Below are 25,139 nucleotides of genomic sequence, written 5' to 3'. Positions count from 1 at the left end.
TGTTTGTTGTGAAATTTATTGTTAGTTAAAAAAAGAGGAATTGATTTCCTCTCGTTGATTATAGCTCGGCAAATATGTGAACAAAATTATTAATAAAAAAATATTTTATCGTTGAATATTAGGAATTTTTTTTGCATGTTTAAACCGTTACCGAAACTACAAAAAAATAACGACAAATTAGTATGAAAGAGAATGAAATTTTTATAAGAATTAGATATGGTGAAACCGATCAAATGGGTGTTGTTCATCATGGTAATTACGCATTATACCTAGAAATGGGGAGGACAGAGTGGTTAAGAACGTTTGGTATTTCTTACAGCCAGATGGAAAAAGAAGGTGTGATGCTTCCTGTGATTTCTATGTCTTTAAATTATAAGAAATCAGCACATTACGACGAGGTTATTAAAGTAAAAACGCAACTTAAAAAGACGCCTGCTGTTAAAATTGAATTTGAATATGAAATTACAAACGAAGCTGGTGAAATTTTAGTACAAGCGAATACCGTTTTGGCGTTTATTAACATGAAAACTAGAAGACCGATGAAATGTCCAGATTATATTTTAGATAAACTGTAGAAACTTCTCGTTATACCACTTCGATTTTTATTTCAAATTGGTTGTCGAAAGTTTTAAATACAGATTCTGAGTCGTTTTTTCTTACAGATATAAAAACTTTGCAGTCCAATTCTAAAATTTGATTGGTAATATTTAGGTTTTTCTCTTTAATAATTCGCATCACTTTATTCATGTTTTTGTATTCAAAAGAGATGCAGTATTCTATATTAATAGTTTTTGTAATAATTTTGGAAGCTTCTAGAGCCATTTGTGCTCCCGTTCGGTACGCGTTTATTAACCCGCCAACGCCAAGTTTTACACCACCAAAATAACGCACTACTACAATTAGGATGTTGGTTACGTCAAAAGACTGTATTTGTCCGTAAATTGGCATTCCCGCGCTATTATTTGGTTCGCCATCATCATTTGCGCGATAGGAAAGGTTTTTTTCGTCGGTTCCAAATTGGTATGCGTAACACCAATGTCTTGCAGCATGGTGTTGTTTTTTTAAATCTTCTATATGTTGTTTTACTTCTTCCTCATTCTGAATTGGAAAGGCATATCCAAAGAACTTCGAGTTTTTATCTTTGAATAAAACTTCTTCCGAAGGCGTAGTAATGGTTCTATAGGTGTCTTTTTCTTCCATTTACGCTAAAGTAACTAATACAATAGAAACTATGGCAAGCCCAATTCCTATCCAATTCTTGTTTTGTAGTTTTTCTTTAAAAATAAGGAGTCCAATTAAAGTAGACAACATTACTATTGCTACATTATTTACGGTGAAAATAGTGGAGCTTTCAAATCCTTCAAATTGTAAGGCTTTTAATAGCATATAAATCGAGTAGTAGTTGGTGATTCCTAAAAGAATCCCACCAAAAATACTGCGGTAATCAAATTTAAATTTTCCTTTTAAAGCTTGTATACTAAGCAGCACAATTCCTATTAAACCTGCAATACAAAAAATGGTTGCAGAAAATATAGGAATCCCATTTGACGAAACATAGCTTGTTTCCACATATTTTATGGAAGTATCAATGACTCCAGAACCAAAGAATAAAACAATAGGTAGCCATAAATTCTTAAGGTTAAAAGTCGCAGTTTTCGCTTTTACAGAAGTTAAATATACAGCAACTAAAGCTAAGATAATACCAAGTCCTTTTTGCCAACCTAAACTTTCGTTATAGGCATATAAGCCAAAAATAATAGGAATCACCACACTCATTTTACTTGCTACAGATGTAACTGTTAGTCCGTTACGTTGCGCTGTTAATGCCATGACATTAAAAATGGAAATAAAGAGAAAGCCTAACCCAATAGCACCAATAAACCAATCTTCCTTTATAATCTTAGAAACATTTACCGTTTCCTCGTACATTAGAATACCCGTTAAACAGGCTGTGAAATAGTTAGCAACAATAGCCTGCAGCGTATTAATTTTGTATTTACCTAGCAGTTTGAAAATAATGAATATTAGCGTAGATGCTAGAATGCTAAATAAAAGGTATATCAAAATAAGTCTTTCTTAATGGTAAATAAATCGATAATATCTTCATTGGTTTCATCAATATTCCAAACATGGATTCCTAGTTTTTTTGCTGCTTCGGTGTTTTCTAAAGTATCATCAATAAAAAGTGATTCTTCTGCTTTTAGGTTGTTTTCGTTTAAAACGAATTCATAAATATTCGCATTTGGTTTGCGTAATTGAATCTCATGCGATAGATAAAACGGGTCAAAACACTTTTTAAAATCTTCATAAAACGAAATGTTTTCTTTAATCCAATCTATATGAAGTTCATTGGTATTGCTTAATAAAATAAGTTTATACTTTTTATCTGCAGCTAATTGTTGGATGAATTCTAATCGCTTTTGCGGAAAATCCTTCAGAATAAAATTCCATGTATTTATTATTTCATCTGCTGTTAACTTCGGAAAGTTTTCTAAGTAAAACTCTAAGAACTCTTCTGTATCCAATAGTCCTTGTTCGTATAAGGTATTGATGGCAATTAAGTCTTCTGGAAGCGCATCTGCATTAAATACGTCTAAAGCGTTTTGTATGGCTCCTGCTTTATCTAGGTTGATAAATACATCTCCAAAATCGAATATTATGTTTTTAATCATGTTTATTTCCTGCGTTGACAGGAATCTTTTTAATTATTAGTAAATATTTTAAGCGTATCATCTATTATCTTTTCTGTAGAAACAAGATCGCCATAAAAATTTGGAGCTTTAACACCTTCTTTAAATAAAACATTTCCTGTAAATACTCGAGCTTCATCCCAAAGATTTTCATCGATAAACATTTGCAAGGTTTTAGAGCCTCCTTCAATAATTATGGAATTTATGTCCTCCTTATATAATTGATTACAAATAGCTTTAGCTGTGTTCTCTTTAAGTGTAATGGTTTTGGCTTCGTCATTAAAAACAGCATATGCTTTAGAAAGAACATTATTTCTGTCTAACACCACGCGAATCGGATTATTTCCTGTATAATCTCTAACGGTTAAACTCGGATTGTCCGCAATAACCGTATTTGTGCCAACCAGAATAGCTTGTTCTTCTGCACGCCATTTATGAACTAATTGTCTAGAAATGGTATTCGTTATCCAAACTGGTTTGTTTTCGTCTTTTTGTTTCGGAGCGATAAAACCATCTGTGGTTTCCGCCCATTTTAAAATAATATACGGACGCTTTTTGTTGTGAAATGTAAAAAAACGTTTGTGGTGTGCTTTGCATTCTTCCTCTAAAACACCAACCGTAACATTACATCCAGAATCTCTTAGCTTTTTAATGCCTTTTCCTGCAACTTCCGGATTATCATCTACGCAACCAATAACTACATTCGGTATTTTATGTGTAATAATAAGATCACTACAAGGTGGGGTTTTTCCAAAATGGCTACACGGTTCTAGCGTAACATATAAAGTAGCTTCTTGTAAAAGGGATTTGTCTGTACAGGCGTTTATTGCGTTTACTTCGGCATGATTGCCACCATAAGCGCTGGTATAGCCTTCGCTAATAATACGATTATTATGTACAATTACAGCTCCAACCATTGGATTTGGCCTTGTGGTTCCTAATCCTAGTTTTGCAATTTGTATGCAGCGTTTTATGTAGTCTTCGTGTATAATAATAGCGTGGTTTAGAACTTGATTTTTACGTTTTCAGTTTGGTCTACATCATAAGTGTGTGAGAAACCAAATACTTTATATTTAATTTGCCCTTTGTATTGCACTTTCATTTTTTGAGAAAGTAAGCTTCCTAATAATCCGCTTAAACTTTTATCGCTAAAAATGCTATCTGTTGGTACATTTGCTTTTAACGGAATAGAGAATTCTTTTCTTGCAGGAACTTTAAAGCTCTCTGTAGTTACCGTTGCCATCTGATTATTATTAACAAACACTTTAATCTCGTCGGTTTTTAATTCTCCACTAATATCATTTTTATTCAAAAAATACGCATCCGCAGTAAGTGTAATGAATTTAGAATTAGAATCGTCTACCTTTATATTGTCTACTCTTAAAAATTCTGGTTTCTCTTTTACCGAACAACTTAAAATAGTAAGCGTTACTGTTAATAAGATTATAAACTTCTTCATTTCAATTTTTTTAGATTTAATGTATCTTCACCAGCAAAAATAATGAACTCATGTGAACTTTTTAGATTGTAGCGAAAAATAGTTTTTTTTGCTCAATTGAAATCTTTTTTGAGCAGCATAGTATCACTATGGAGTAATAAAAAGGTGAAAAGTGAGTGAAAAATCACATTTTGTAGCCAATTAAAAAAGTTTAAATGAGTTCAAAATTTAAAAAAGTGAGGAATAGCAATATCATTATAAGAGAAATTGAACAAAAGGATAATGCACAAATAGAAGCAGCTATTAGGTGGTGTTTTCATGAATATGAAATCCCTTTGGTTGGTACTGCTTATGAAGATGCCGAAACACCAAGAATGTTTGAATCTTATCAAAATAAAAATGAGGTTTATTATGTGGTGGAGTTGGACGGAAAGGTTTTTGGAGGTGCAGGAATACAACCTTTAAAAGATTTTGAAACGGAAGTATGCGAGATTCAGAAAATGTATTTTGCTCCAGAAGTAAGAGGAAAAGGAATAGGGAAACCGCTTTTTGAAAAATGCATGGAAGCTGCGAAAGCGTTTGGATATAAACAATGTTATTTAGAAACGATTCCGAATCTAAAAGCGGCAATTCATATTTATGAAACTTTCGGATTTAAGCATTTAGAAGCTCCTTTAGGAAACACAGGACATAATGCTTGTGGTATTTGGATGCTGAAAAATCTATAATGATAATGGAATTAATGAAGTTAAAAGAGATACAACAAACCTTTCATAAAGAACTAGATGTCATTTATGGTATAGACGAAGTAAATAGTTTTTTCTATTTGTTAATTGAAGCATTCTGTGATTTTTCTAGAATAAAACTAGCGTTAGTCCCAGGTAAAACCATTACTAAAGTAGAAGAAGGTGCTATTCGCGATGCGTTGCAAAGACTGAAAGAAGAAGAACCAATTCAGTATATTTTAGGAGAAACAGAGTTTTACGGATTGCCTTTTAAAGTGAATGCAAATACATTAATACCAAGACCAGAAACAGAAGAGCTTGTTGATCTTATTATAAACGATGTCAATTCGAGTGCATTTGAGAAAACTATTTCCATTCTAGATATTGGAACAGGAAGTGGTTGTATTGCTATTTCGTTAGCTAAAAACTTGCCGAAAGCGAAGGTTTATGCCTTAGATGTTTCCGCGAAAGCGATAGAAAAAGCAAATGAAAACGCCGCATTAAATAATGTGGAAGTGGAGTTTATAGAAGGGGATATTTTAAATGAAAAGTCTTGGGGTTTGAAATTTTCAAGTTTAAAATTTGACATCATTGTATCGAATCCGCCATACGTTAGAAACGTAGAGAAACAAGAAATGAAACCTAACGTTTTGCAAAACGAACCACATTTGGCCTTGTTTGTAGAAGACAATAATCCGCTGCAATTTTATGAAGCAATAACAAAATTTGCTTTGGATACCTTGAAGCCGAAAGGAGAATTGTATTTTGAAATAAACGAGTATCTTGGTAAAGAAATGATAGCTTTATTAGAAGAGAATGGTTTTGAAGATATAGAATTAAAGCAGGACATTTTTAGAAAAGATAGAATGTTAAAAGGAATGAAGATTAACGATTGCTGATAAAAGATTTTTGATTTCAGATTTTGATTAAGAAAATAGATACTTATATCTATCTGTTTACGGAAAGGTTTTTTAGGGAAAGAGATAAAAGAATTAAATGAATACAAAAGAATACATACAAAACTTACGTAACGAGCTTCGTGAGCACAACTATAATTATTACGTTTTAGATAATGCGACTATTAGTGATTACGATTTTGATATAAAATTAAAAGAACTTCAGGCGTTAGAAGAAAAGCATCCAGAATTTTACGATGCAAACTCACCAAGCCTACGCGTAGGAGGTACAGTAACTAAAAATTTTAATACCGTTGTACATACGCACAGAATGTATTCTTTAGATAATTCGTATTCCTTAGAAGATTTACAAGACTGGGAAACTAGAATTAAAAAGATGGTGGATGGAGAAATTCAATACACCTGCGAGTTAAAATACGATGGTGCATCCATAAGTTTAACCTATGAAAACGGAAGTTTGCTTCGCGCAGTAACTCGTGGCGATGGTATGCAAGGGGATGAAGTAACCGCAAATATTAAAACAATAAAGTCGGTACCATTACAATTAAAAGGAGATTACCCACCTGTATTTGATATACGCGGCGAAATTGTTTTGCCTTTTGAAGGGTTTAATAAAATGAACGAAGAGCGTATAGATATTGGGGAAGAACCTTATAGAAATCCGAGAAACACAGCATCTGGAAGTTTAAAACTTCAGGATAGTGCAGAAGTTGCAAAGCGACCATTAGAATGTTTGTTGTATAATATTACAGGAGAAAATTTAGGGATTGCAACACAAATGGAAAGTCTAGAAAAAGCGAGACAGATGGGATTTAAAGTTCCGGATGCAGCCAAACTAGTAAACTCTATTGATGAAGTTTTGGAGTTTATAAATTATTGGGACAAAGAAAGACATAATTTGCCTTACGAAACAGATGGAGTAGTAGTAAAGGTAAATGATTTACAGCAACAAGAAGAATTGGGTTATACGGCCAAAGCACCACGTTGGGCAATGGCGTATAAGTTTAAGGCAGAGCGCGTTTCTACGCGATTAAACAGCATTTCTTATCAGGTTGGAAGAACGGGAGCGATAACGCCAGTTGCCAATTTAGAACCTGTAGAACTAGCAGGAACCACAGTAAAAAGAGCTTCTTTACATAATAGTGATCAAATTGAAAAGTTAGATATTAGAGTTGGTGATGAGGTGTTTGTAGAAAAAGGAGGGGAGATTATACCTAAAATAATTGCCGTAGATTTTACCAAACGACCAGAAAATTCACAACCAACCATATACATAACGCACTGTCCGGAATGCAACACGCTTTTAGAAAGAGATGAAGGAGAAGCAAAACATTTTTGTCCGAATTATTATGGTTGTACCCCACAAATTGTTGGAAGAATTCAGCATTATATTTCTAGAAAAGCAATGGATATCGAAGGTCTTGGTGGTGAAACTGTAGCACTTTTAGTGCAAGCAGGATTGATTACCAATTATTCTGATTTGTATACGTTAACTAAAGAGCAGTTGATGCCTTTAGAAAGAATGGCCGAAAAAAGTGCTGAGAATTTAATAAAAGGCGTGGAAGCTTCAAAGCAAATCCCTTTTGAAAGGGTGCTTTTTGCTTTAGGAATTAGATATGTAGGTGAAACGGTTGCTAAAAAATTAGCAAAACATTATAAAAGTATAGATGCCATCGCTAATGCAACACAAGAAGAATTAGTAAATGTAGATGAAATAGGGATTAAAATAGCGGAAAGTGTTGTGCTGTTTTTTGCTTCGGAAGAAAACAGAAATACCATTGAAAAACTAAGAAGTTTTGGTGTGCAGTTAGAAGTTTCTGCTGAAAAATTAGCTAATCAAACCAACAAATTAGAAAATAAAATATTTGTCGTTTCGGGAGTTTTTGAGGTTGTTTCCAGAACCGAGCTTAAAAAATTAATAGAAGATAATGGTGGTAAAGTTTCGTCTTCTATATCTGCTAAAACGAGTTATATTGTAGCAGGAGACAAAATGGGACCAAGTAAAAAAGAAAAAGCAGAGAAATTGGGAGTATCATTAATTTCTGAACAGGAATTCTTACAAATGCTTGATTAATTCTGGTAAGTTTTTTTGAGGTTTAAACCGATAAAGATCATTAATTTAAGATAAATTACATTTTTTATTTATATTTGAAAGTTCATAACTTTACTTTATAGGGTGTTTAAATTATTTTATGTTAGCTGATTTTCTTGGTCTTACAGTATCTGCTATGCTAGATAGTTCTATTTTTTCTATTTTAGAATTGCTAGTAGTTCCTGTGCTTACTGTATTTTATTTTATTTCAAGAAAAGAAAAGTCCTTATTCTTTTTATTATTTCTAGTTAGTTATTCTTCCGCCGATATATTGCATATAATAGATGGAGATAATTTATCAGAAACATTATATTTTCTTTGTAATAGCCTTTATATTTTTGCTTTCCTGTTTTTGTTATTTGAAATTTTTAAAACATTAAATTTAAAAATTCTTATAAAGAAATTCTTAGTGCAAACTATTATACTGTTAGTTCTTGTGGTTTATCTATTTACTGTTTTGTGTGGTATTATAGATCCAATTTTGTTTGAAACGGAAGTTTTAGGGATGGTAAGACTGTTGGAACATAGCTATAATTTAGTTTTACTTGTTCTTTTAGCTGTTTCCTTTTTGAACTTTTTGGAAAATGATACAAGAAAATCTTTGTTTCTTTTTATCGGTTGTCTAACCATAAGTTTTTCAGATTTTTTATTAATAGGCTATTACTATCTTTCCGATATTGAAATACTTAATTATATCGCGATAGCTTTAAATATATTTGCTTTTGTAATGTTTTATCTTCAAACGGATGTTGAAATAGATTCAAAAAAAAAATCTAATATTTTCGCTTAAGTCGATTTAAAACATGCAATCTGCATAAAAGCAGTATCCTTCCTGAGGAAATAAAAATTGGAATTGTAGTGATGAATAATACGTTATTAGTTGTTATAATATCTAATTCTGTAATATGTATCCTAGTCGCTTCTCTTCCTGTTTTTAATGCGGACATTACTCTAACTTATGCTTTCTTGGTGTTAGTAATAATTATGCTATATGCTTCTGCTTTCTGCTGTAAAAAAAAATGTACGATCTAGTTATCCCATAAATTGAAACCCTAAAGTTGGTGTAAAAGGATAACAACAACAATTCCCTAATAGGAATGTGATAATCTTTAAATAGTTTGAAATTTAGTGGGTATACGAAGGTTTTGTTGTTTGCTTCATAATGAGAGAATTATACAGAAAATCGTATAAAAAGCATGTATTTCATCGATTAAGTGTAATATTTCATCGTTGTGTGTAATATTTATTTTATGTTTGCACTAACCTACTTATGATTATGATTGTTAAAAATTGGATAAAAAAATTTCCTAACAAGATGTTTTTGAGCATATTGTTTGTGCTTATGCTAATTAATGTAATAGCGACTATTAGTGCAAATGATTTGTTTCAGCAATTAACAAAGCCTCTTTTTGTTCCAGTATTCTTAATTTATTTTTTATTAAGAAATAAGCAAATTAAAATAAGCATTCTTGCTTTTTTGTTGTTTTCCTTTATTGGAGATTTCACTTCTGTTTTCACCTATAACTTGATGCTTGTAAATATTTCTAGTTTAGCATACTGCTTAAGTTATTCTTTTTTGATTATTGCAGTGGCAACTAGGATTAAAAAACTAGAACTAGATAAAGTAATTAGCTCGTATTTAGTTTTCGTGTTTTTAATTAATGCTTATCTATTGTATACACTTTTTGATGTTATCAAGTATTATATTCCAGACAGTATAGAGGTTTCGTTATTTGGAATTAAAAGTGCCACTTTAATAGCGCTTGCTTTTGTTTCGTTTGTAGATTACTTAAATTCAGAAACCAAAGTGTCTATTCAGTTTTTAATTATGGTTTTATGTTTTGTGTTTTCTGATGTGTTAAATTACATAAGTACGTATTATTTGTATAATTCGAGCTTTGTAATGTTGGATAGAGTTTTACACTTATTAGGTTTATTCTTCCTGTTTAGTTATGTATTGGAGCGGAATAAAGCGAAAAAGGAGCTTAATGTAAAAGCTGCCTTTTTTCTTCCAAAAAAGTTAAAAAATTTACACTAAAATAGAAGTTCCTTTTGCGGCTTTGTTTTTATCTGCATCAAAATAGAAGTCTATTTTTCCTAGGTTAATTCCGTAACAACCAACTTGATTTACTAAAACATTTTTCCCTATGCTATTTTTTGCAATGGTAGGCTTCGGTAAAAAAGTATGTGTATGTCCGCCAATAATTAAATCGATATCTTTTGTAGCCTTTGCAAGGTTTAAATCACTAATTTTTTCTGTAAAATTTTTGTAATGATATCCTAAATGCGATAAGCAAATTACTAAATCACATTTTTCATTTTCTTTTAAAATGCGACTCATATCTTGAGCGATTTCAGTTGGATCGAGATATTTGGTTTCTTTATATAGATTCTTATCTACTAAACCATTTAGTTCAACACCTAAGCCAAAAACACCAATTTTAATTCCACCTTTTTTAAATACTTTATACGGTTTTATATAAGCGTCCAGAACGGTATTAGAAAAGTCATAATTAGCCGACAGAAAATCAAATTTAGCATGCGGCAATTGTGCTAATAAACCATTTACTCCATTATCAAAATCGTGATTACCAATGGTTGCTGCATCGTATTTAAGCATGCTCATTAGTTTAAACTCTAACTCGCCACCATAATAGTTAAAATATGGTGTTCCTTGAAAAATATCTCCAGCGTCTAATAGTAACGTATTTGGATTTTCGTTTCTAAGATTTTGAATTAAACTAGCTCTTCTTGCAACTCCACCTTGGTTCGGATTTCTACCGTCTTCAGGTCCAAAAGCATCAATATGACTATGTACGTCATTGGTATGAAGTATCGTGATTTTGGTTGTTTTGCTTCCAGAGGTAAACGATTGTAGTCCTAAACCTCCTAATGTAATTAATGCAGCTGTAGCAGATGTTTGTTGTATAAAATCTCTTCTTTTCATCTGGTTTATTTTAATTGAATAAATCTGTCATCCATAACAGGGTTAATGGTGTCTTTTTTAAGAAAATAGTCTAATAGTGCATTTCTTACTTTATAATTTAAAACATGCAAGCTATCATTTGTTTGAAAAAAGGTCATTCTATCGCCTCCATGGTACAAATAGTCATTCGTTGCAACGTAATAGGTTTTATCTGCTTCAATTGGCTGGTTGTTAATACTAGCTTTAATAGCGTTAAAATCTTTATCAAGCGTCAATTTTAAACCAGCAATAGGATGTGCGCGTTTTGCTTTGCTTAAATAATTTATTAAACTGTCTTGTATTGTTTTTCCTTTCATTTCTGCAACTACTAAGCTGTTTTCAAAAGGCATAATCTCATAAGCTGTTCTGGTGGTTATGTCTCCTTTAGATATAATAGCGCGAATACCTCCGTGATTTAGTAAAACCATGTCTACGTTATGCCCAGTTCGTTTTTTTAAAATCGGACTAGATTCTTCAAGAACGGCATCTGCAAATAGATTTCCAATTGCGGTATTAAATTCTCCATCACTTTTAGAGTACGTGTCTACAGCATAAGAAATGATACTATCTAAATTCTTATTAACATGATCTCTATATGGTTTTACAAAGTCCTCAATTTCTTGATTAATTTCTAGGCTATCATTAATATTTATTTGTTTTCCTTCAATTTTAATAAGGGATAGATTTTCTTGTTTGCAACTATAAATGAAGAGCGCAAAAACAATTAAAAAAAGATGTTTAAATTTCATGTGTAAAGGACTAGGATTTAATAAACAAAACTAACTACTTTTGTTACCTTTGTAAGAAAGTATAAATATAAATGATTTTAAAGGGTTTTAAACAAAATTCTACTAAAAAACATCTTAGTAAATTATTAAATTCTAGACATGTTTTTTTAGACGAAGATAAAATAGCTAGTCTAGGTGTGATAATAAACATAGATGAAACGGATGATTTTGAGTCTTTTAGGAAGCTTGCAGAAGTAATGCATGTCAAACAAAATAAGCTTAAAATTATAGCGTTTACTTCTAATAAAAAAGAAGACATAAGCGCTTGGGATGTTTGTTTTAATCCAAAAGATTTTAGTTGGAACGGAAAAATAAAAAACAAAGAACTCCAAGAATTTTTAGATACACCATTTGATGCTTTAATTAGCTATTATGAACAAGATGTATTAGCGCTTAAAGTTTTAACAGCAGCATCTAAATCTAAATTTAAAATAGGCGTGTTACAGTCGGATAACAGACTGAATGATTTTATTATTAAAACCAATTTAAAACAGTTTGATTTATTTAAAAACGAGTTAATAAAATACCTTAATACATTTAATAAAATAAGTAATGAATAATAAATTTGTAGGTACAGGAGTTGCATTAATTACACCTTTTAATGAAGATTTAAGTGTAGACCACAAATCTTTAGAAGATATTGTAGCATATAATATAGAAAACGGAACAGATTATCTAGTAATAAGTGGTACAACAGGAGAAAGTGTAACCATTACAGCAGCAGAAAAAGCAGCAATTACTAAAACGATAATTAAGGCTAATAAGCAAAGATTACCATTGGTTTTAGGAATTGGTGGCAATAACACTGCGCAAGTAGTGGAAGAAATTAAAAACACAGACTTCTCTAATATCGATGCTATTTTATCGGTATCTCCATATTATAGCAAGCCAACGCAAGAAGGATTATATCAACATTTTAAAGCGATAGCCGAAGTGTCTCCTGTTCCAGTAATTTTATATAATGTTCCAGGTAGAACGGCTAAAGATATGACGCCAGAAACGACTTTACGTTTGGCAAATGACTTTGAAAATATTATAGCCGTTAAAGAGGCCGGAAATAATGTGCACCAATATTTACAGCTACTTAAAAATAAACCGGAAGACTTTTTAGTAATTTCTGGTGATGATGATTTAGCATTAGGAGTAGTGTTAGCAGGTGGAGCAGGAGTGATCTCTGTACTTGGACAAGCACTTCCTAAAGACTTTACAACAATGATTAATTTAGGGCTAGAAGGTAAAGCTAAAGAAGCTTATGCGCTACATTTTAAGCTTATGGAGATGACTGGTCTAATTTTTGCTGAAAACAATCCGGCAGGAATTAAAGCTGTTTTTCAAGCATTAAATATGTGTAATGCTAATGTGAGATTACCACTAGTGGAAGCTACAAATACGCTAAAACAAAAAATAGTAGAAGCGCTTAAAGTATTTGCTTAAAAGTTAAATATTACTTAAACCTTTAAATTACTTGAATTCATCAATTATTTTAGCAGAATAAAATATTTTTAAAATCCATATTAAAAGACTAATTTTGCATTCTGTTTTAAAATTAAGAAATAAGTATAGCTAATACAGGAAACATTAGTACACTTGATTCTATTATAGAATTGCATTAGATAGTTAAAAAACAGTAAAATTAACAAATGAATAGATTAATTTACATAGTATTAGTAGGCTTAGTATTAAGTTCTTGTAGTCCATATCAAAAAGCTGTAAATGGTGACGATATTGCTGCAAAATTTAAAGTAGGTGAAGAAATGTATAATAAAGGGAAATACATGAAGGCTAGTAGGTTGTTTGAGCAGATTATGCCGCAATACAGAGGGAAGCCTCAAGCCGAAAAGTTATCCTTTTTACATGCAGATTCTTACTACAAATCAAAAGAATATTACTTAGCAGGCTATCAATTTGACCGTTTTGCTGCAGCATATCCTAAAAGTGAAAAAGCAGAAGAGGCAGAATTTCTTTCCGCTAAAAGTAGCTATATGCTATCTCCAGCATACACTAAAGAGCAACATGCAACTAAAGATGCGATTGAAAAGTTTCAATTATTTATAAACGCTTATCCAGAGTCAGAATTTCTTGAAGAAGCAAATAAATTGGTACATGAGTTAGATGGTAAACTAGAGCAGAAATCTTTCGATATTGCATATCAATATTACAAAACGGTAGGATATACAAGAGATTATAATGCAGCGATAAAAGCTTTCGATAATTTTATATTTGAGTTTCCAGGATCTAAACTTCGTGAAACAGCGTTGTTTTATAGATTAGATTCTGCTTACCAATTAGCTATTAATAGTGTAGAAAGAAAAAAAGAAGATAGACTAATAAAAGCAAAAACATATTACCTTTCATTTGTAAATAAATATGCAAATTCAGAGCATATGGATGAGACAAAGGATATGTTAGAAAATTTAGAAGAAGAATTAAAAAAATACAGTACTAAAAGTTAATATACTATGGATTTAAAGAAGATTGATGCACCTACAAGTACAACAACGTACAATAGAAATGAAGTTGATGCTGCTACAGGGAACATCTATGAGTCTATTTCAATTATCTCTAAAAGAGCAGAACAAATAAATTCTGAAATTAAAAAAGAGCTAATTGAAAAATTAGAAGAGTTTGCAACTTACAACGATAGTTTAGAAGAGATCTTTGAAAACAAAGAGCAAATTGAAGTGTCTAAATTCTATGAAAGATTACCTAAACCACACGCTTTAGCAGTTAAAGAATGGTTAGATAATAAAATTTACTATAGAAATACAGAAGAAGACAACCAGTAAAAAAAACAAAGATGTCTATACTAAGTGGCAAAAACATACTATTAGGCGTAACTGCTGGTATTGCTGCTTACAAAACAGCATCACTAGTAAGGTTATTTATTAAAGCTGGAGCAGACGTAAAAGTTGTAATGACTCCAGCTAGTAAAGACTTTGTAACGCCTTTAACCTTAGCAACACTTTCTAAAAATCCAGTACATTATTCTTTTACAAATGAAGAAGAAGATAATGGTGTTTGGAACAACCACGTAGAACTTGGGCTTTGGGCAGATTACTTTATTGTAGCGCCAGCTACAGCAAATACCATGTCTAAAATGGCAAATGGTGTTTGCGATAATTTACTTTTAGCGACTTATCTTTCGGCTAAATGTCCTGTTTATTTTGCTCCTGCAATGGATTTAGATATGTATAAGCATCCATCTTCATTAGCATCCTTTAAAAAACTAGAATCTTATAATAACATAATTATTCCTGCAACAAGTGGGGAACTTGCTAGTGGTTTAATTGGTGAAGGTAGAATGGCAGAACCAGAAGAGATTGTTTCTTTTTTAGAAAATGATATTTTAAATACTCTTCCGCTACGGAATAAAAAAGTGATGTTAACAGCAGGGCCAACATACGAAGCAATAGATCCGGTTCGATTTATTGGTAATCACTCCTCTGGTAAAATGGGGTTTGAGCTGGCAAAAGCAGCTGCTAATTTAGGTGCTGAGGTTATCTTAATCACGGGACCAACACATCAAAAAGTAGCACACAGTTCCATACAAGTCGTTCCTGTAATTAGCGCTCAAGATATGTATGACGCAGCACATCAATATTTTAAAAATATGGATATTGCCATACTTTCTGCTGCAGTTGCAGATTATAAACCTAAAAATGTTGCAACGCAGAAAATAAAAAAGAAGGATACTACGTTAACCTTAGAGCTAGAAAAAACAAAAGACATATTAGCATCTTTAGGGCAAATAAAAGAAAAACAATTTCTGGTAGGCTTTGCATTAGAGACTAATAATGAGCTTGAAAATGCAAAAGGAAAACTAAAAAAGAAGAATTTAAACTTAATTGTCTTAAATTCGTTAAACGATAAAGGAGCTGGTTTTAAAAAGGAAACCAATAAAGTAACGCTTATTGATGTAAAGGAGAATATTACGGAATACGCTCTTAAATCGAAAGCTGAAGTAGCAATAGATATTTTTAACCAAATTATAAAACAAATACATGCGTAACATACTATTAGTTCTTATAATGTGTATTAGTTTTGCAGGATTTTCGCAAGAATTAAACTGTAATGTAGTAGTAAATGCACAGCTTACAGGTAATGAAAACTTGCAAATATTTAAAACACTAGAAAAGCAACTTAACGAATTTGTAAATCAAACCGAGTGGACTAAGAAAAAATTTGGACCACAAGAACTTATAGAATGTAGTATTGTTATTAATGTTACAGGACAAAGTAATGATTTATTTAACGCATCGATACAAGTACAATCTGCAAGACCTGTTTATGGTTCTACATATACCACTCCTGTTTATAATATCAACGATAAAGATTTTTCTTTTAAATATTTAGAATTTCAAAATCTTATTTATAATTCCAATCAGTTTGAATCTAATTTAGTTTCTGTATTAGCATTTCATATACATATGATTTTAGGGTTGGATGCAGATACTTTTAAATTAAGAGGAGGAGAAACCTATTTTAAACAAGCACAAAATATTGTAAACTATTCGCAACAAGAAAACTTTAAAGGTTGGAAATTAGAGGATGGTTTACAAAGTAGATTTATTTTAGTAGATAATATTCTATCCCCAACCTACAAAGATTTTAGAGAGGTTTTATACAATTACCATAGAAAAGGATTAGATATTATGAGTGAAAGCGATAAGGAAGCTAAAACTCAAATAGCAAATGCAATTATACAAATGGATGCGGTACACAGACAAAGACCAAATTCATACCTATCTCGTACTTTCTTTGATGCAAAAGCAGATGAAATTGAACAAATTTTTTCTGGAGGACCAAATGTAGATATAAGTAAATTAATGGGAATATTAAATAAAGTGGCGCCAATGCATTCTAGTAAATGGCGAAATATTAAGTTCTAAATAGATTTTTATTTATTTAAAACTGACACTGTATACTGATTACTGTTTACTGAATACAATAAAACATGCTAAGCTCACTATCCATAAAAAACTATGCTTTAATAGATGAACTTTTGGTTAATTTTAATCAAGGGTTTACTATAATTACTGGTGAAACAGGAGCCGGAAAATCTATTCTATTAGGAGGTTTGTCTTTAATCTTAGGAAAACGTGCAGACTTAAGTAGCCTAAAAAATAAAGATCAAAAATGTGTTATAGAAGCCGTTTTTAATATTGAAAACTACCAATTAGAAAATCTATTTAAAACCGAAGATTTAGATTTTGAGTCGCATACTATCATTAGAAGAGAAATACTTCCTTCAGGAAAGTCTAGAGCCTTTGTAAACGATACTCCTGTTAATTTAACCACATTACAATTGCTAGGGAAACATCTAATTGATGTACACTCACAAAACCAAACTATGCAGTTGGTAGATGATGATTTTCAGTTTCAAATAATTGATGCATTAGCAAATAATAAAGCCAGTTTAGAAAAATATCAAGCCCAATTAAATGGCTTTAAACAACTTCAAAAAGAATTAAAAGTACTTTTTAATCAGCAAGCTGAAGCATTAAAAGAACAAGACTATAATACCTTTTTATTAAAAGAATTAACCGAAGCTAATTTAGTAGATGGCGAATTTGAAACTTTAGAAGAAGAGTATGAAACCTTGAATAATATTGAAGAGATTCAAGAAAAACTTACACATTCCCATCAATTATTGCAAGAGGAAGAGTTAGGGATTCTTAGCATGCTAACCCAATTAAAAAATACATTACACAAACTCGTTAATTATTCTAATACCTACGAGGGTTTATATACAAGAGTAAATAGCAGTCTTATAGACTTAGATGATACTTTTGCCGAAATTGAAGCACTTCAAGAAAACCTGGATGCAGATCCTAAAAGGTTAGAAGTAGTTAATGCAAAGTTACAAACGCTTCATAATTTGATGCAAAAGCATGTAGCCGAAAATGTTTCCGAGCTAATAACTATTAAAAATGGATTAGTCGAAAAAGTTTCGGCATCCGAAAGTTTAGAAGAAAGCATCCTTCTGAAACAAAGAGAAATTCAGGAAAAAGGGATTAAACTAGATGCTGTTGCTGAAAAAATTCATCAAAACAGAAAAAAAACAATTCCGAAGCTTACCAAAGAACTAGAACGTATTTTAAACGATTTAGGAATGCCAAATGCACAATTCAAAATAGAAGTAGCATTGGTGAAGGATTATATGTATAACGGAAAAGATGAATTGTCCTTTTTGTTTTCCGCAAATAAAGGAGGTCAATTTAACGAACTTAAAAAAGCAGCATCAGGAGGAGAGTTAGCGAGAATTATGCTAGCCATTAAATCTATATTATCTAATTATATTCAGCTGCCAACCATTATGTTCGATGAGATTGATACCGGAGTTTCTGGTGAAATCGCCAATAAAATGGCAGACATTATGCAAGACATGAGTAAAACCATGCAAGTATTTGCTATTACGCATTTACCGCAAATTGCAGCAAAGGGACACACGCATTTTAAAGTATATAAAGAAGATGTAGATGAGGTAACTACTACCAATTTAGTGAAGCTTAATCATGACGATCGTATTTTAGAAATAGCACAAATGCTAGGTGGAATAGAAGTTTCTAGCTCTGCAATGGCACATGCAAAGGAGTTGTTGAATTAAGTAATATACTATGTATGCATAACTAATACCAATTGAATAAGTAGCCCATAAATATTAATTTAGCTACCTTTGAATAACAATTTATAAAACTAATAATACCAAATAACATATTACATATGTACAATTTATTAAAAGGAAAAAAAGGAATCATATTTGGCGCACTAGACGAGAACTCAATCGCTTGGAAAACAGCAGAACGCGTTCATGAAGAAGGAGGAACCTTTGTCTTAACTAATGCTCCTGTTGCTTTAAGAATGGGAACTATTAATGCTTTAGCTGAAAAAACAGGATCTCAAGTAATTCCTGCAGATGCTACTTCTATAGAAGACTTAGAAAATCTTGTTGAAAAATCTATGGAAATCCTTGACGGAAAAATAGATTTTGTTTTGCACTCTATTGGTATGTCTATAAATGTTAGAAAAGGAAATGCATACACGAATCAAAATTACGATTGGACTCAAAAAGGAACAGATATTTCTGCAATGTCTTTTCATAAAGTAATGCAAACCTTATATAAGAAAGATGCAATGAACCCTTGGGGAAGTATTGTAGCACTTACATATATGGCAGCACAACGTGTTTTTCCAGATTATAATGATATGGCAGATAATAAAGCATATTTAGAAAGTATTGCTCGTAGTTTTGGGTATTTTATGGGTAAAGACAAAACGGTTAGAGTAAATACAATATCACAATCACCAACACCAACAACTGCTGGTTCTGGAGTAAAAGGATTTGATGGTTTTATTGCTTATGCAGATAAAATGTCTCCTTTAGGTAATGCAACGGCTTTAGATTGTGCTAACTATACGGTAGCTATGTTTAGTGATTTGACTAAAATGGTTACCTTACAAAATCTATTTCATGATGGAGGTTTTAATAACGTAGGTGTAAGTAATGAAGTAATGGAAGCGTTTATGGACAACTAGTTCGCGAACAATAATATAGATGAAAAAGGCTTTGTGAAAACAAAGCCTTTTTGCATTAATAATAGGATTAGTTCATGAATCGAATACACTTTATCGTTAAAAAATGGTTATTATCGATTAATCAATGTATTAGTAAAAGGTTTCGATTATTATCAATAAATTAGGTATTACGCTTAGAATTAATCAACTAAAACTAATTTATCATGAAAAAAATTACATTACTATTATTCTTGCTAATTGCTTTTTCTATCAGTTGGCATGCACAAGCACAATATCTTACAGAAGATTTTGAAACGGCTGTTCCTCCAACCGGATGGACGCTAACCACAACGAATGCTGGTTTTACTTGGTATCAAGCTGCAAATCCGCATTTGGGAGCATCTTCTGCACAAGTAGATTATGATCCTGCTTTAGTACCTCAGGACGAAGTGCTTACAACGCCTGTTTTAGATTTTACAGCGGCTGCAGCACCAAGATTGAAGTTTTGGTTTAACATGAGTTATTATTGGGGAGTAGATCCTTTTGATAATTATGATTTCGCAGTTAGTATAACAGATGGTACCACAACAACGTTACTTTGGGAAGAAGCAGATTTTGGTGTGTTTGAAAATTTTACTTGGAACGAAATTACATTAGATTTAAGTGCGTACGCAGGTGCCAATAACATACAAATACTTTTTAGTTATGTTGGTAGTGATGGCGCATCTTTAAATATAGATGATATTTTAATTGAAGAAACACCTGCTTGTGAAGACCCTAATACACTAGCAGCTATGAACATTTCAGATGTTGCTGCAGATTTAAGTTGGACAGAAGCTGGTACAGCGACTACATGGAATATAGAATGGGGAACTACTGGTTTTACTCCTGGAGCAGGAACAACAATTACTGGAACGACAACTAATCCATATAATTTATCCGGATTAACAATAAACACAAGTTATGATTTTTATATTCAGTCAGATTGTGATACTAATGGAGTGAGTAACTGGGTTGGACCTTTTAATTTTTCTACGCTCTCTACAGCACCGCCTGCAAATGATTTATGTGCTAACGCCATACTTTTAGCTTGTAATCAAACCGTTACTGGGCAGACTACTGTAAATGCTTCTGGAGGAACTGCAGCTTCTTGTATTGGAACTATTGGAGACGAGGTATGGTATCAGTTTACTGGAAATGATATGGAAATTGAACTAACCGTAAATGCAACAGTAGAAGAAGCTCAAGTTGAAGTTTTTGAAAGTACAGATGGTACTTGTGCTGGTGTGGATACAACCGCTTGTTTTGCTTCAGCAGGAACCGAAGAAAACCCTGTTGTTGTTAATTTTATTGCAGCCTCAGGCACAGAATATTTTATAAGAGTAGGAAATTGGATTAATGGAGATCCTGGAGTAGATTTTTCTATAGAAACAGCCTGTATTGTTTGTACGGAACCAACAAATTTAACTGCTAATGCTATTACAACAGTATCTGCTGATTTAGGATGGACTGAAAATGGTTCAGCTACAGCTTGGGATATTGAATGGGGAACAGCTGGATTTGTGCCAACTGGGACTCCAATGATAAATGATACTACAAACCCATATATGCTTACTGGATTAACAGAAGATACTGCCTATGCGTTTTATGTACGTTCAGATTGTGATATGGATGATACCAATGTAAGTAATTGGGCAGGACCATTTACCTTTAATACTGCTTTTTTACCACCAGCATGTGGGGGTAATTTTTATGATTCGGGTGGAGCTAGTGCTAGTTATGCAGTTAGCGAATCGTCAACAACTACTATTTTTCCAGATAATGTTGGAGATGTAGTTACAATAACATTTACGTCTGTAGATATAGAAGCTTCCGCAACGACGAATGGTACTCAAGATGGCTGTTGGGATTTTATGACTATTTATGATGGTCCAGATGTTACAGCTCCAGTTTTAGCACAAACGTTGTGTGGTGAAGAAAGTGGAGACGGAGACGTACCATTTGTAGCAGCTAGTGAGTTAAATGTTGGAGACTCCTTTACATCAACACATACTAGCGGAGCATTAACTATCGTTTTTAGTTCAGATACAAGTGTCGTAGAAACAGGCTGGGAAGCTAATGTAGTTTGTGGGCCATTATCTGTTGAAGATTATGTGTTTGCAGGATTTTCCTATTATCCAAACCCAGCTAATGATTACTTAACATTAAAAGCACAAAAAAATATGGATAGCATATCTGTTTACAACATTTTAGGTCAAGAAGTACTGCGTACTGCTCCTAATGCTGTTAATACAGAAGTTAACATGTCTGCTTTACAATCTGGTGCTTACTTTGTTAAAGTAACAATAGGTAATGCTACAGAAACTGTAAGAGTTATTAAGAACTAATAATTTATTGTATTAATAAAAAAAAAGTCGCCTTTTAGGCGGCTTTTTTTTATGGGTAACAATTGTATTTATGTTAAGTAATTTCGCTGTTTCTTTATACTTTATTAGAATCACCAACAATTGCAGGTTCTAGAGTAAAAGGATTTGATAGTTTTATTGCTTATGCAGATAAAATGTCTCCATTAGGTAATGCAACCGCTTTAGATTTTGCAAATTATACCGTGGCTATGTTTAGCGATTTAACTAAAATGGTTACCCTACAAAACTTATTTCATGATGGAGGATTCAATAATATAGGTGTTGGTAATGAAGTTATGGAAGCTTTTGTAGAAGCTCAGGAGAAATAGAAAAATTACTAGTATTAAAACAATTAAAAAAGGCTTTGTGAAAACAAAGCCTTTTTTTAATATAGCACAGTCTAGCATGTATTTCACCGTGAAAATTGGAGTATTATCGATTAGTTAGAGTTTTGGTAAAAGTTTTCAATTATTATCAATAGTTTTAGTGCTTATGCTAATAATTAATCAACAAAAACCAATTTAATATGAAAAAAATTACCTTATTACTATTCGCAATGTTTGCCTTTGCTTGGCAAGCTAATGCGCAATTCACAGAGAATTTTGATACTGAAATTCCAGCAACTTGGACAGTAACGAATGTAGACGCTGGAAATACTTGGCTTCATGTGACCGCTGAAAATTACTTAGGTGATGGTCATGCTCGTATTTCTTGGGATTCTAATGCTCATGACGATTATTTAATTACACCACAATTCACAGTTACTGCAGGTGCTTCGGATAGAGTGTCTTTTTGGGCCGCAATCTCAAATAATTGGACAGAAACATTTGAAGTTAGATTATCCACTACAGGTTTTGCTCCAGCTGATTTTACTACCCTTTTGGGTAGTGAAACGGCAACTATTAACGTGCCAAATTATGCACAATATACATATGATTTATCATCCTATGATGGTATGACTGTTTATGTCGCAATTAGAGCTACAGATACTGATAAGTTCTATTTGCATATTGATGAGTTTGTTAATGATGCAGCTCCAACGTGTACTACAGCAGTAGTGAATAGTGCTACGGTGATGCCAGATTGTTCTAATGCACAATTTAGTGTAGATGTAGACGTGGCAACAGTAGGAGATGGTGCTAATGTTACCGATGGTTTAGGTGGAACTTTTCCTGTTGTTTCAGGAATTGTTACTGCAGGACCTTACGCAACTGGAGTTACAGTAACTTTAACTTTGGAGCATACAGATGCTGCTTGTGATTTCTCTCTTGGAGATTTTAGTTATGATGATTGTCCAACACAAGTTATTTGTGGGACACCAACAAATGCTACTGGTTGTTATGAAAACAATAGTAATTTAGACTGGTTGTTTGCAAGTTCAGATGGTACTAGTGGATTAAAAATCACAGTTAATTCTGGAACAGTTGAAAATACGTATGATGAATTTATTGTATATGACGGAGTAGATGCTACGGCACCAGAATTATATAACGGTTATGGTACTGCTGGAGATTTAACAGGATTAACATTTAATTCTACAGGTACTTCACTATTTGTAAGAATAGCAGGAGATTCATCAAACTCTTGTGGTAGTGCAGAGCAAACTTCAATAGATTTTAATGTAGAGTGTCTATCTTGTGCTCCTGCAACAGTAACAGCAACAGTGGTTGACGATTGTGCAGCTTCTGGAGGATTTAAGATTGAAGTAGATATTACAGATTTAGGTTCAGCGACGTCAATGACAGCTTCAGATGACCAAGCAAGTGCTTCGCAAACTTTAAACGCGGCAGGAATGTTAACTTTTGGACCTTATACAAACGGAACAGTTGTAGCTATAACGGTTGCTAATGATCAAGACCCAGTGTGTTCTTCATCATTTAATGGTTTAGTTCAAGATGCTTGCCCAGCAACAAATGATGAGTGTGCAAACGCTATAGATTTAGATTCAGTAATGAATGCAGACGAAGTAACATGTACTTTAACGTATACTGGTAGTAATCTTGGAGCAACTAATTCTGCAGGAGAAGTAGCTCCTAGTAGTACTTGTACAAATGCTACATCAGATCCAAATCCTAGTGATATTTGGTTTACTTTAACTGTTCCTGCTTCAGGAGGGTTTATTTATGATAGTATTGTGGGGCCTGGATATAGTTCTATTGTAGAAGTGTACACAGGAACTTGTGGTGCTTTAACAGCTTTAGATCCTGTCGTTTGTAATAGCTCTTTAGACGAAAAAATATTTGAAGGCTTAACTCCTGGAGATACAGTATATTTAAGATATTGGGATTATGGTAGTAATGATGAAGGTGCATTAGAGTTTTGTATTAAGCCAACACCTACATGTCCAGAACCAACTGCTGGTTCTGCAACTGCAATTACAGATTCTTCTGCTGATTTAGGTTGGACAGAAGGTGGAACTGCAACAACTTGGAATGTGGAATGGGGAACTGCTCCATTAACAATGGGAACAGGAACTATGATTACTGGTACCATGACAAACCCACAAGCATTAACAGGATTAACTGCAGAAACGGATTACGAATATTATGTACAAGCAGATTGTGGTGGTGGAGACACTAGTTCATGGTCGGGACCATATGCATTCTCAACTACAGAAGTATGTCCTGCACCATCTGCTGGTTCTGCAACTGCAATTACAGAAACTTCTGCTGACTTAGGTTGGACAGAAAATGGAACTGCAACAATGTGGAATATAGAATTAGTTGATGTTGCTGGTGGAGGAACTGTTACAGGAAATGCAACAGCTTCGGGGGTTACAAATCCTTATGCTGCTACTGGTTTAGTAGGAGATAATTCTTATGCGTTTTATGTGCAATCAGATTGCGGTGGTGGAGACACTAGTGCTTGGTCAGGACCATATACATTTGCAACACCTTACGTTGCTGTAATACCAAGTTGTACTAGTGGTGTTTTCTTAGATGCAGGAGGAGCCAGTAGTGATTATCCAAGTGGTGAAAATGTTACATATGTAATTGCACCAGACGTTGTAGGTGATGCTGTTACGGTTACTTTTACTGCTTTTAGCTCAGAAAATAATGGAACAACAGGTTGTTGGGACGGCTTAACAGTTTATAATGGACCAGATGATACAGCTGCTACTATTGATCCTCCAGGAGGTGGAACAATTTGGTGTTGGGATAGAGATGATATTATAGACCAAGGAACAGGAGATTTACAAGGTATGTCTATAACATCTACACATGCATCAGGAACTTTAACCTTTGTGTTTACTTCTGATAGTAGTGTAACAAGAGAAGGATGGGAAGCTACAGTAACTTGTTCTACATTATCTACGCAAAGCTTTGATAACGAATTAGCATTCACTTACTATCCAAACCCTGTATCTAGTGCTTTAGTTTTAAAAGCTCAAAAAGATATAAATAACATAGCTGTTTATAACATGTTAGGTCAAGAAGTACTTCGTACTGCTCCTAATGCTGTGAATACAGAAGTGAATATGTCTTCCTTACAAGCTGGAGCTTACTTTGTTAAAGTAACAATAGGTAATACTACAGAAACAGTAAGAGTAATTAAGAACTAATTTTTAGATCTTTATATAGTAATAAAAAGCCACCTTTTAGGT

23 protein-coding genes and 1 pseudogene are annotated in these 25,139 nt (G+C 32.8%); 17 read left to right on the top strand and 7 right to left on the bottom strand.

The genetic code is table 11. The annotated features are described in order from the left end of the window. Nucleotides 1–182: 182 nt before the first annotated feature. Nucleotides 183–575, top strand: coding sequence for a thioesterase family protein (locus FG167_RS17380; RefSeq protein ID WP_203459471.1), 393 nt, complete (start codon nucleotides 183–185; stop codon nucleotides 573–575). 10 nt (nucleotides 576–585) lie between these two features. On the opposite strand, the gene FG167_RS17375 is transcribed toward FG167_RS17380, so the two are convergent. Genes FG167_RS17375 through FG167_RS17355 form a run of 5 tightly spaced genes read right to left on the bottom strand, consistent with a single transcriptional unit; the run spans nucleotide 586 to nucleotide 4,149 of the window. Next, entirely contained in the window at nucleotides 586–1,200 is a 615-nt protein-coding gene (locus FG167_RS17375) for a YigZ family protein (protein ID WP_203459470.1), read from the bottom strand. Continuing rightward, a complete protein-coding gene (locus FG167_RS17370; RefSeq protein ID WP_203459469.1) occupies nucleotides 1,201–2,064 on the bottom strand; it encodes an EamA/RhaT family transporter in 864 nt (287 codons plus the stop codon). It abuts the gene before it with no gap. Continuing rightward, nucleotides 2,061–2,672, bottom strand: a complete 612-nt coding sequence (locus tag FG167_RS17365) for an HAD family phosphatase (RefSeq protein ID WP_203459468.1) — start codon at nucleotides 2,670–2,672, stop codon at nucleotides 2,061–2,063. Before FG167_RS17365 ends, FG167_RS17370 begins: the two co-directional genes overlap by 4 nt. 29 nt (nucleotides 2,673–2,701) lie before the next feature. Beyond that, on the bottom strand, nucleotides 2,702–3,685 hold the full coding sequence (gene ribD, locus FG167_RS17360) for a bifunctional diaminohydroxyphosphoribosylaminopyrimidine deaminase/5-amino-6-(5-phosphoribosylamino)uracil reductase RibD (RefSeq protein WP_203461148.1): 984 nt from the start codon (nucleotides 3,683–3,685) through the stop codon (nucleotides 2,702–2,704). Between the two features lie 8 nt (nucleotides 3,686–3,693). Continuing rightward, a complete protein-coding gene (locus FG167_RS17355) occupies nucleotides 3,694–4,149 on the bottom strand; it encodes an LEA type 2 family protein (RefSeq protein WP_203459467.1) in 456 nt (151 codons plus the stop codon). Nucleotides 4,150–4,343: 194 nt separating this feature from the next. Here FG167_RS17355 and FG167_RS17350 point away from each other — a divergent pair, with 194 nt between their 5' ends. The 5 genes from FG167_RS17350 to FG167_RS17330 all read left to right on the top strand — a co-directional run bounded on the left by FG167_RS17350 (nucleotide 4,344) and on the right by FG167_RS17330 (nucleotide 9,900). Next, nucleotides 4,344–4,856 (top strand): GNAT family N-acetyltransferase, encoded by a 513-nt coding sequence (locus tag FG167_RS17350; RefSeq protein WP_203459466.1) that lies wholly within the window; start codon nucleotides 4,344–4,346, stop codon nucleotides 4,854–4,856. A gap of 14 nt (nucleotides 4,857–4,870) precedes the next feature. Further along, complete coding sequence (gene prmC / locus FG167_RS17345; RefSeq protein ID WP_203459465.1) at nucleotides 4,871–5,752, top strand: peptide chain release factor N(5)-glutamine methyltransferase; 882 nt, start codon at nucleotides 4,871–4,873, stop codon at nucleotides 5,750–5,752. A 97-nt stretch (nucleotides 5,753–5,849) separates the two neighbouring features. After that, entirely contained in the window at nucleotides 5,850–7,844 is a 1,995-nt protein-coding gene (ligA, locus tag FG167_RS17340) for an NAD-dependent DNA ligase LigA (RefSeq protein WP_203459464.1), read from the top strand. A 118-nt stretch (nucleotides 7,845–7,962) separates the two neighbouring features. Then, nucleotides 7,963–8,652 (top strand): hypothetical protein, encoded by a 690-nt coding sequence (locus FG167_RS17335; RefSeq protein ID WP_203459463.1) that lies wholly within the window; start codon nucleotides 7,963–7,965, stop codon nucleotides 8,650–8,652. 531 nt (nucleotides 8,653–9,183) lie between these two features. Beyond that, nucleotides 9,184–9,900 (top strand): hypothetical protein, encoded by a 717-nt coding sequence (locus FG167_RS17330; RefSeq protein ID WP_203459462.1) that lies wholly within the window; start codon nucleotides 9,184–9,186, stop codon nucleotides 9,898–9,900. Here the strand turns inward: FG167_RS17330 and FG167_RS17325 are convergent. After that, complete coding sequence (locus tag FG167_RS17325; RefSeq protein WP_203459461.1) at nucleotides 9,892–10,809, bottom strand: bifunctional UDP-sugar hydrolase/5'-nucleotidase; 918 nt, start codon at nucleotides 10,807–10,809, stop codon at nucleotides 9,892–9,894. The genes FG167_RS17330 and FG167_RS17325 overlap by 9 nt on opposite strands. A gap of 5 nt (nucleotides 10,810–10,814) precedes the next feature. After that, nucleotides 10,815–11,576 (bottom strand): 5'-nucleotidase C-terminal domain-containing protein, encoded by a 762-nt coding sequence (locus FG167_RS17320; RefSeq protein WP_203459460.1) that lies wholly within the window; start codon nucleotides 11,574–11,576, stop codon nucleotides 10,815–10,817. 71 nt (nucleotides 11,577–11,647) lie between these two features. Between FG167_RS17320 and FG167_RS17315 the strand changes: the two genes are divergently transcribed. The 11 genes and pseudogenes from FG167_RS17315 (at nucleotide 11,648) to FG167_RS17265 (ending at nucleotide 25,097) form a co-directional block, all read left to right on the top strand. Further along, nucleotides 11,648–12,175, top strand: a complete 528-nt coding sequence (locus tag FG167_RS17315; protein ID WP_203459459.1) for a hypothetical protein — start codon at nucleotides 11,648–11,650, stop codon at nucleotides 12,173–12,175. Next, nucleotides 12,168–13,049, top strand: a complete 882-nt coding sequence (gene dapA / locus FG167_RS17310) for a 4-hydroxy-tetrahydrodipicolinate synthase (protein WP_203459458.1) — start codon at nucleotides 12,168–12,170, stop codon at nucleotides 13,047–13,049. Before FG167_RS17315 ends, dapA begins: the two co-directional genes overlap by 8 nt. Nucleotides 13,050–13,255: 206 nt before the next feature. Then, nucleotides 13,256–14,068: an outer membrane protein assembly factor BamD gene (locus FG167_RS17305; protein WP_203459457.1), complete on the top strand. Its 813-nt coding sequence runs from the start codon at nucleotides 13,256–13,258 to the stop codon at nucleotides 14,066–14,068. A 6-nt stretch (nucleotides 14,069–14,074) separates the two neighbouring features. After that, nucleotides 14,075–14,401, top strand: coding sequence for a DNA-directed RNA polymerase subunit omega (locus tag FG167_RS17300; protein WP_203459456.1), 327 nt, complete (start codon nucleotides 14,075–14,077; stop codon nucleotides 14,399–14,401). 11 nt (nucleotides 14,402–14,412) lie between these two features. Then, nucleotides 14,413–15,624 carry a bifunctional phosphopantothenoylcysteine decarboxylase/phosphopantothenate--cysteine ligase CoaBC gene (coaBC, locus tag FG167_RS17295; protein ID WP_203459455.1) on the top strand — a complete coding sequence of 404 codons (1,212 nt, stop codon included), beginning with the start codon at nucleotides 14,413–14,415 and terminating at the stop codon, nucleotides 15,622–15,624. Beyond that, nucleotides 15,617–16,504, top strand: coding sequence for a DUF4835 family protein (locus FG167_RS17290; protein ID WP_203459454.1), 888 nt, complete (start codon nucleotides 15,617–15,619; stop codon nucleotides 16,502–16,504). The genes coaBC and FG167_RS17290 overlap by 8 nt, the downstream gene beginning before the upstream one ends. 65 nt (nucleotides 16,505–16,569) lie before the next feature. Then, nucleotides 16,570–18,222: a DNA repair protein RecN gene (recN, locus tag FG167_RS17285; RefSeq protein ID WP_203459453.1), complete on the top strand. Its 1,653-nt coding sequence runs from the start codon at nucleotides 16,570–16,572 to the stop codon at nucleotides 18,220–18,222. Between the two features lie 116 nt (nucleotides 18,223–18,338). Further along, nucleotides 18,339–19,151 carry an enoyl-ACP reductase gene (locus tag FG167_RS17280; protein ID WP_203459452.1) on the top strand — a complete coding sequence of 271 codons (813 nt, stop codon included), beginning with the start codon at nucleotides 18,339–18,341 and terminating at the stop codon, nucleotides 19,149–19,151. 203 nt (nucleotides 19,152–19,354) lie between these two features. Beyond that, nucleotides 19,355–21,517: a T9SS type A sorting domain-containing protein gene (locus FG167_RS17275; RefSeq protein ID WP_203459451.1), complete on the top strand. Its 2,163-nt coding sequence runs from the start codon at nucleotides 19,355–19,357 to the stop codon at nucleotides 21,515–21,517. 110 nt (nucleotides 21,518–21,627) lie between these two features. Then, nucleotides 21,628–21,864, top strand: a pseudogene (locus FG167_RS17270) (SDR family oxidoreductase); the annotation flags it as partial. A gap of 197 nt (nucleotides 21,865–22,061) precedes the next feature. Continuing rightward, a complete protein-coding gene (locus FG167_RS17265) occupies nucleotides 22,062–25,097 on the top strand; it encodes a T9SS-dependent choice-of-anchor J family protein (RefSeq protein WP_203459450.1) in 3,036 nt (1,011 codons plus the stop codon). Nucleotides 25,098–25,139 lie beyond the last annotated feature (42 nt).

It is taken from the genome of Lacinutrix sp. WUR7 (assembly GCF_016864015.1).
Lineage (GTDB): Bacteria > Bacteroidota > Bacteroidia > Flavobacteriales > Flavobacteriaceae > Oceanihabitans.
This window is presented reverse-complemented; position numbering and strand designations above follow the sequence as displayed.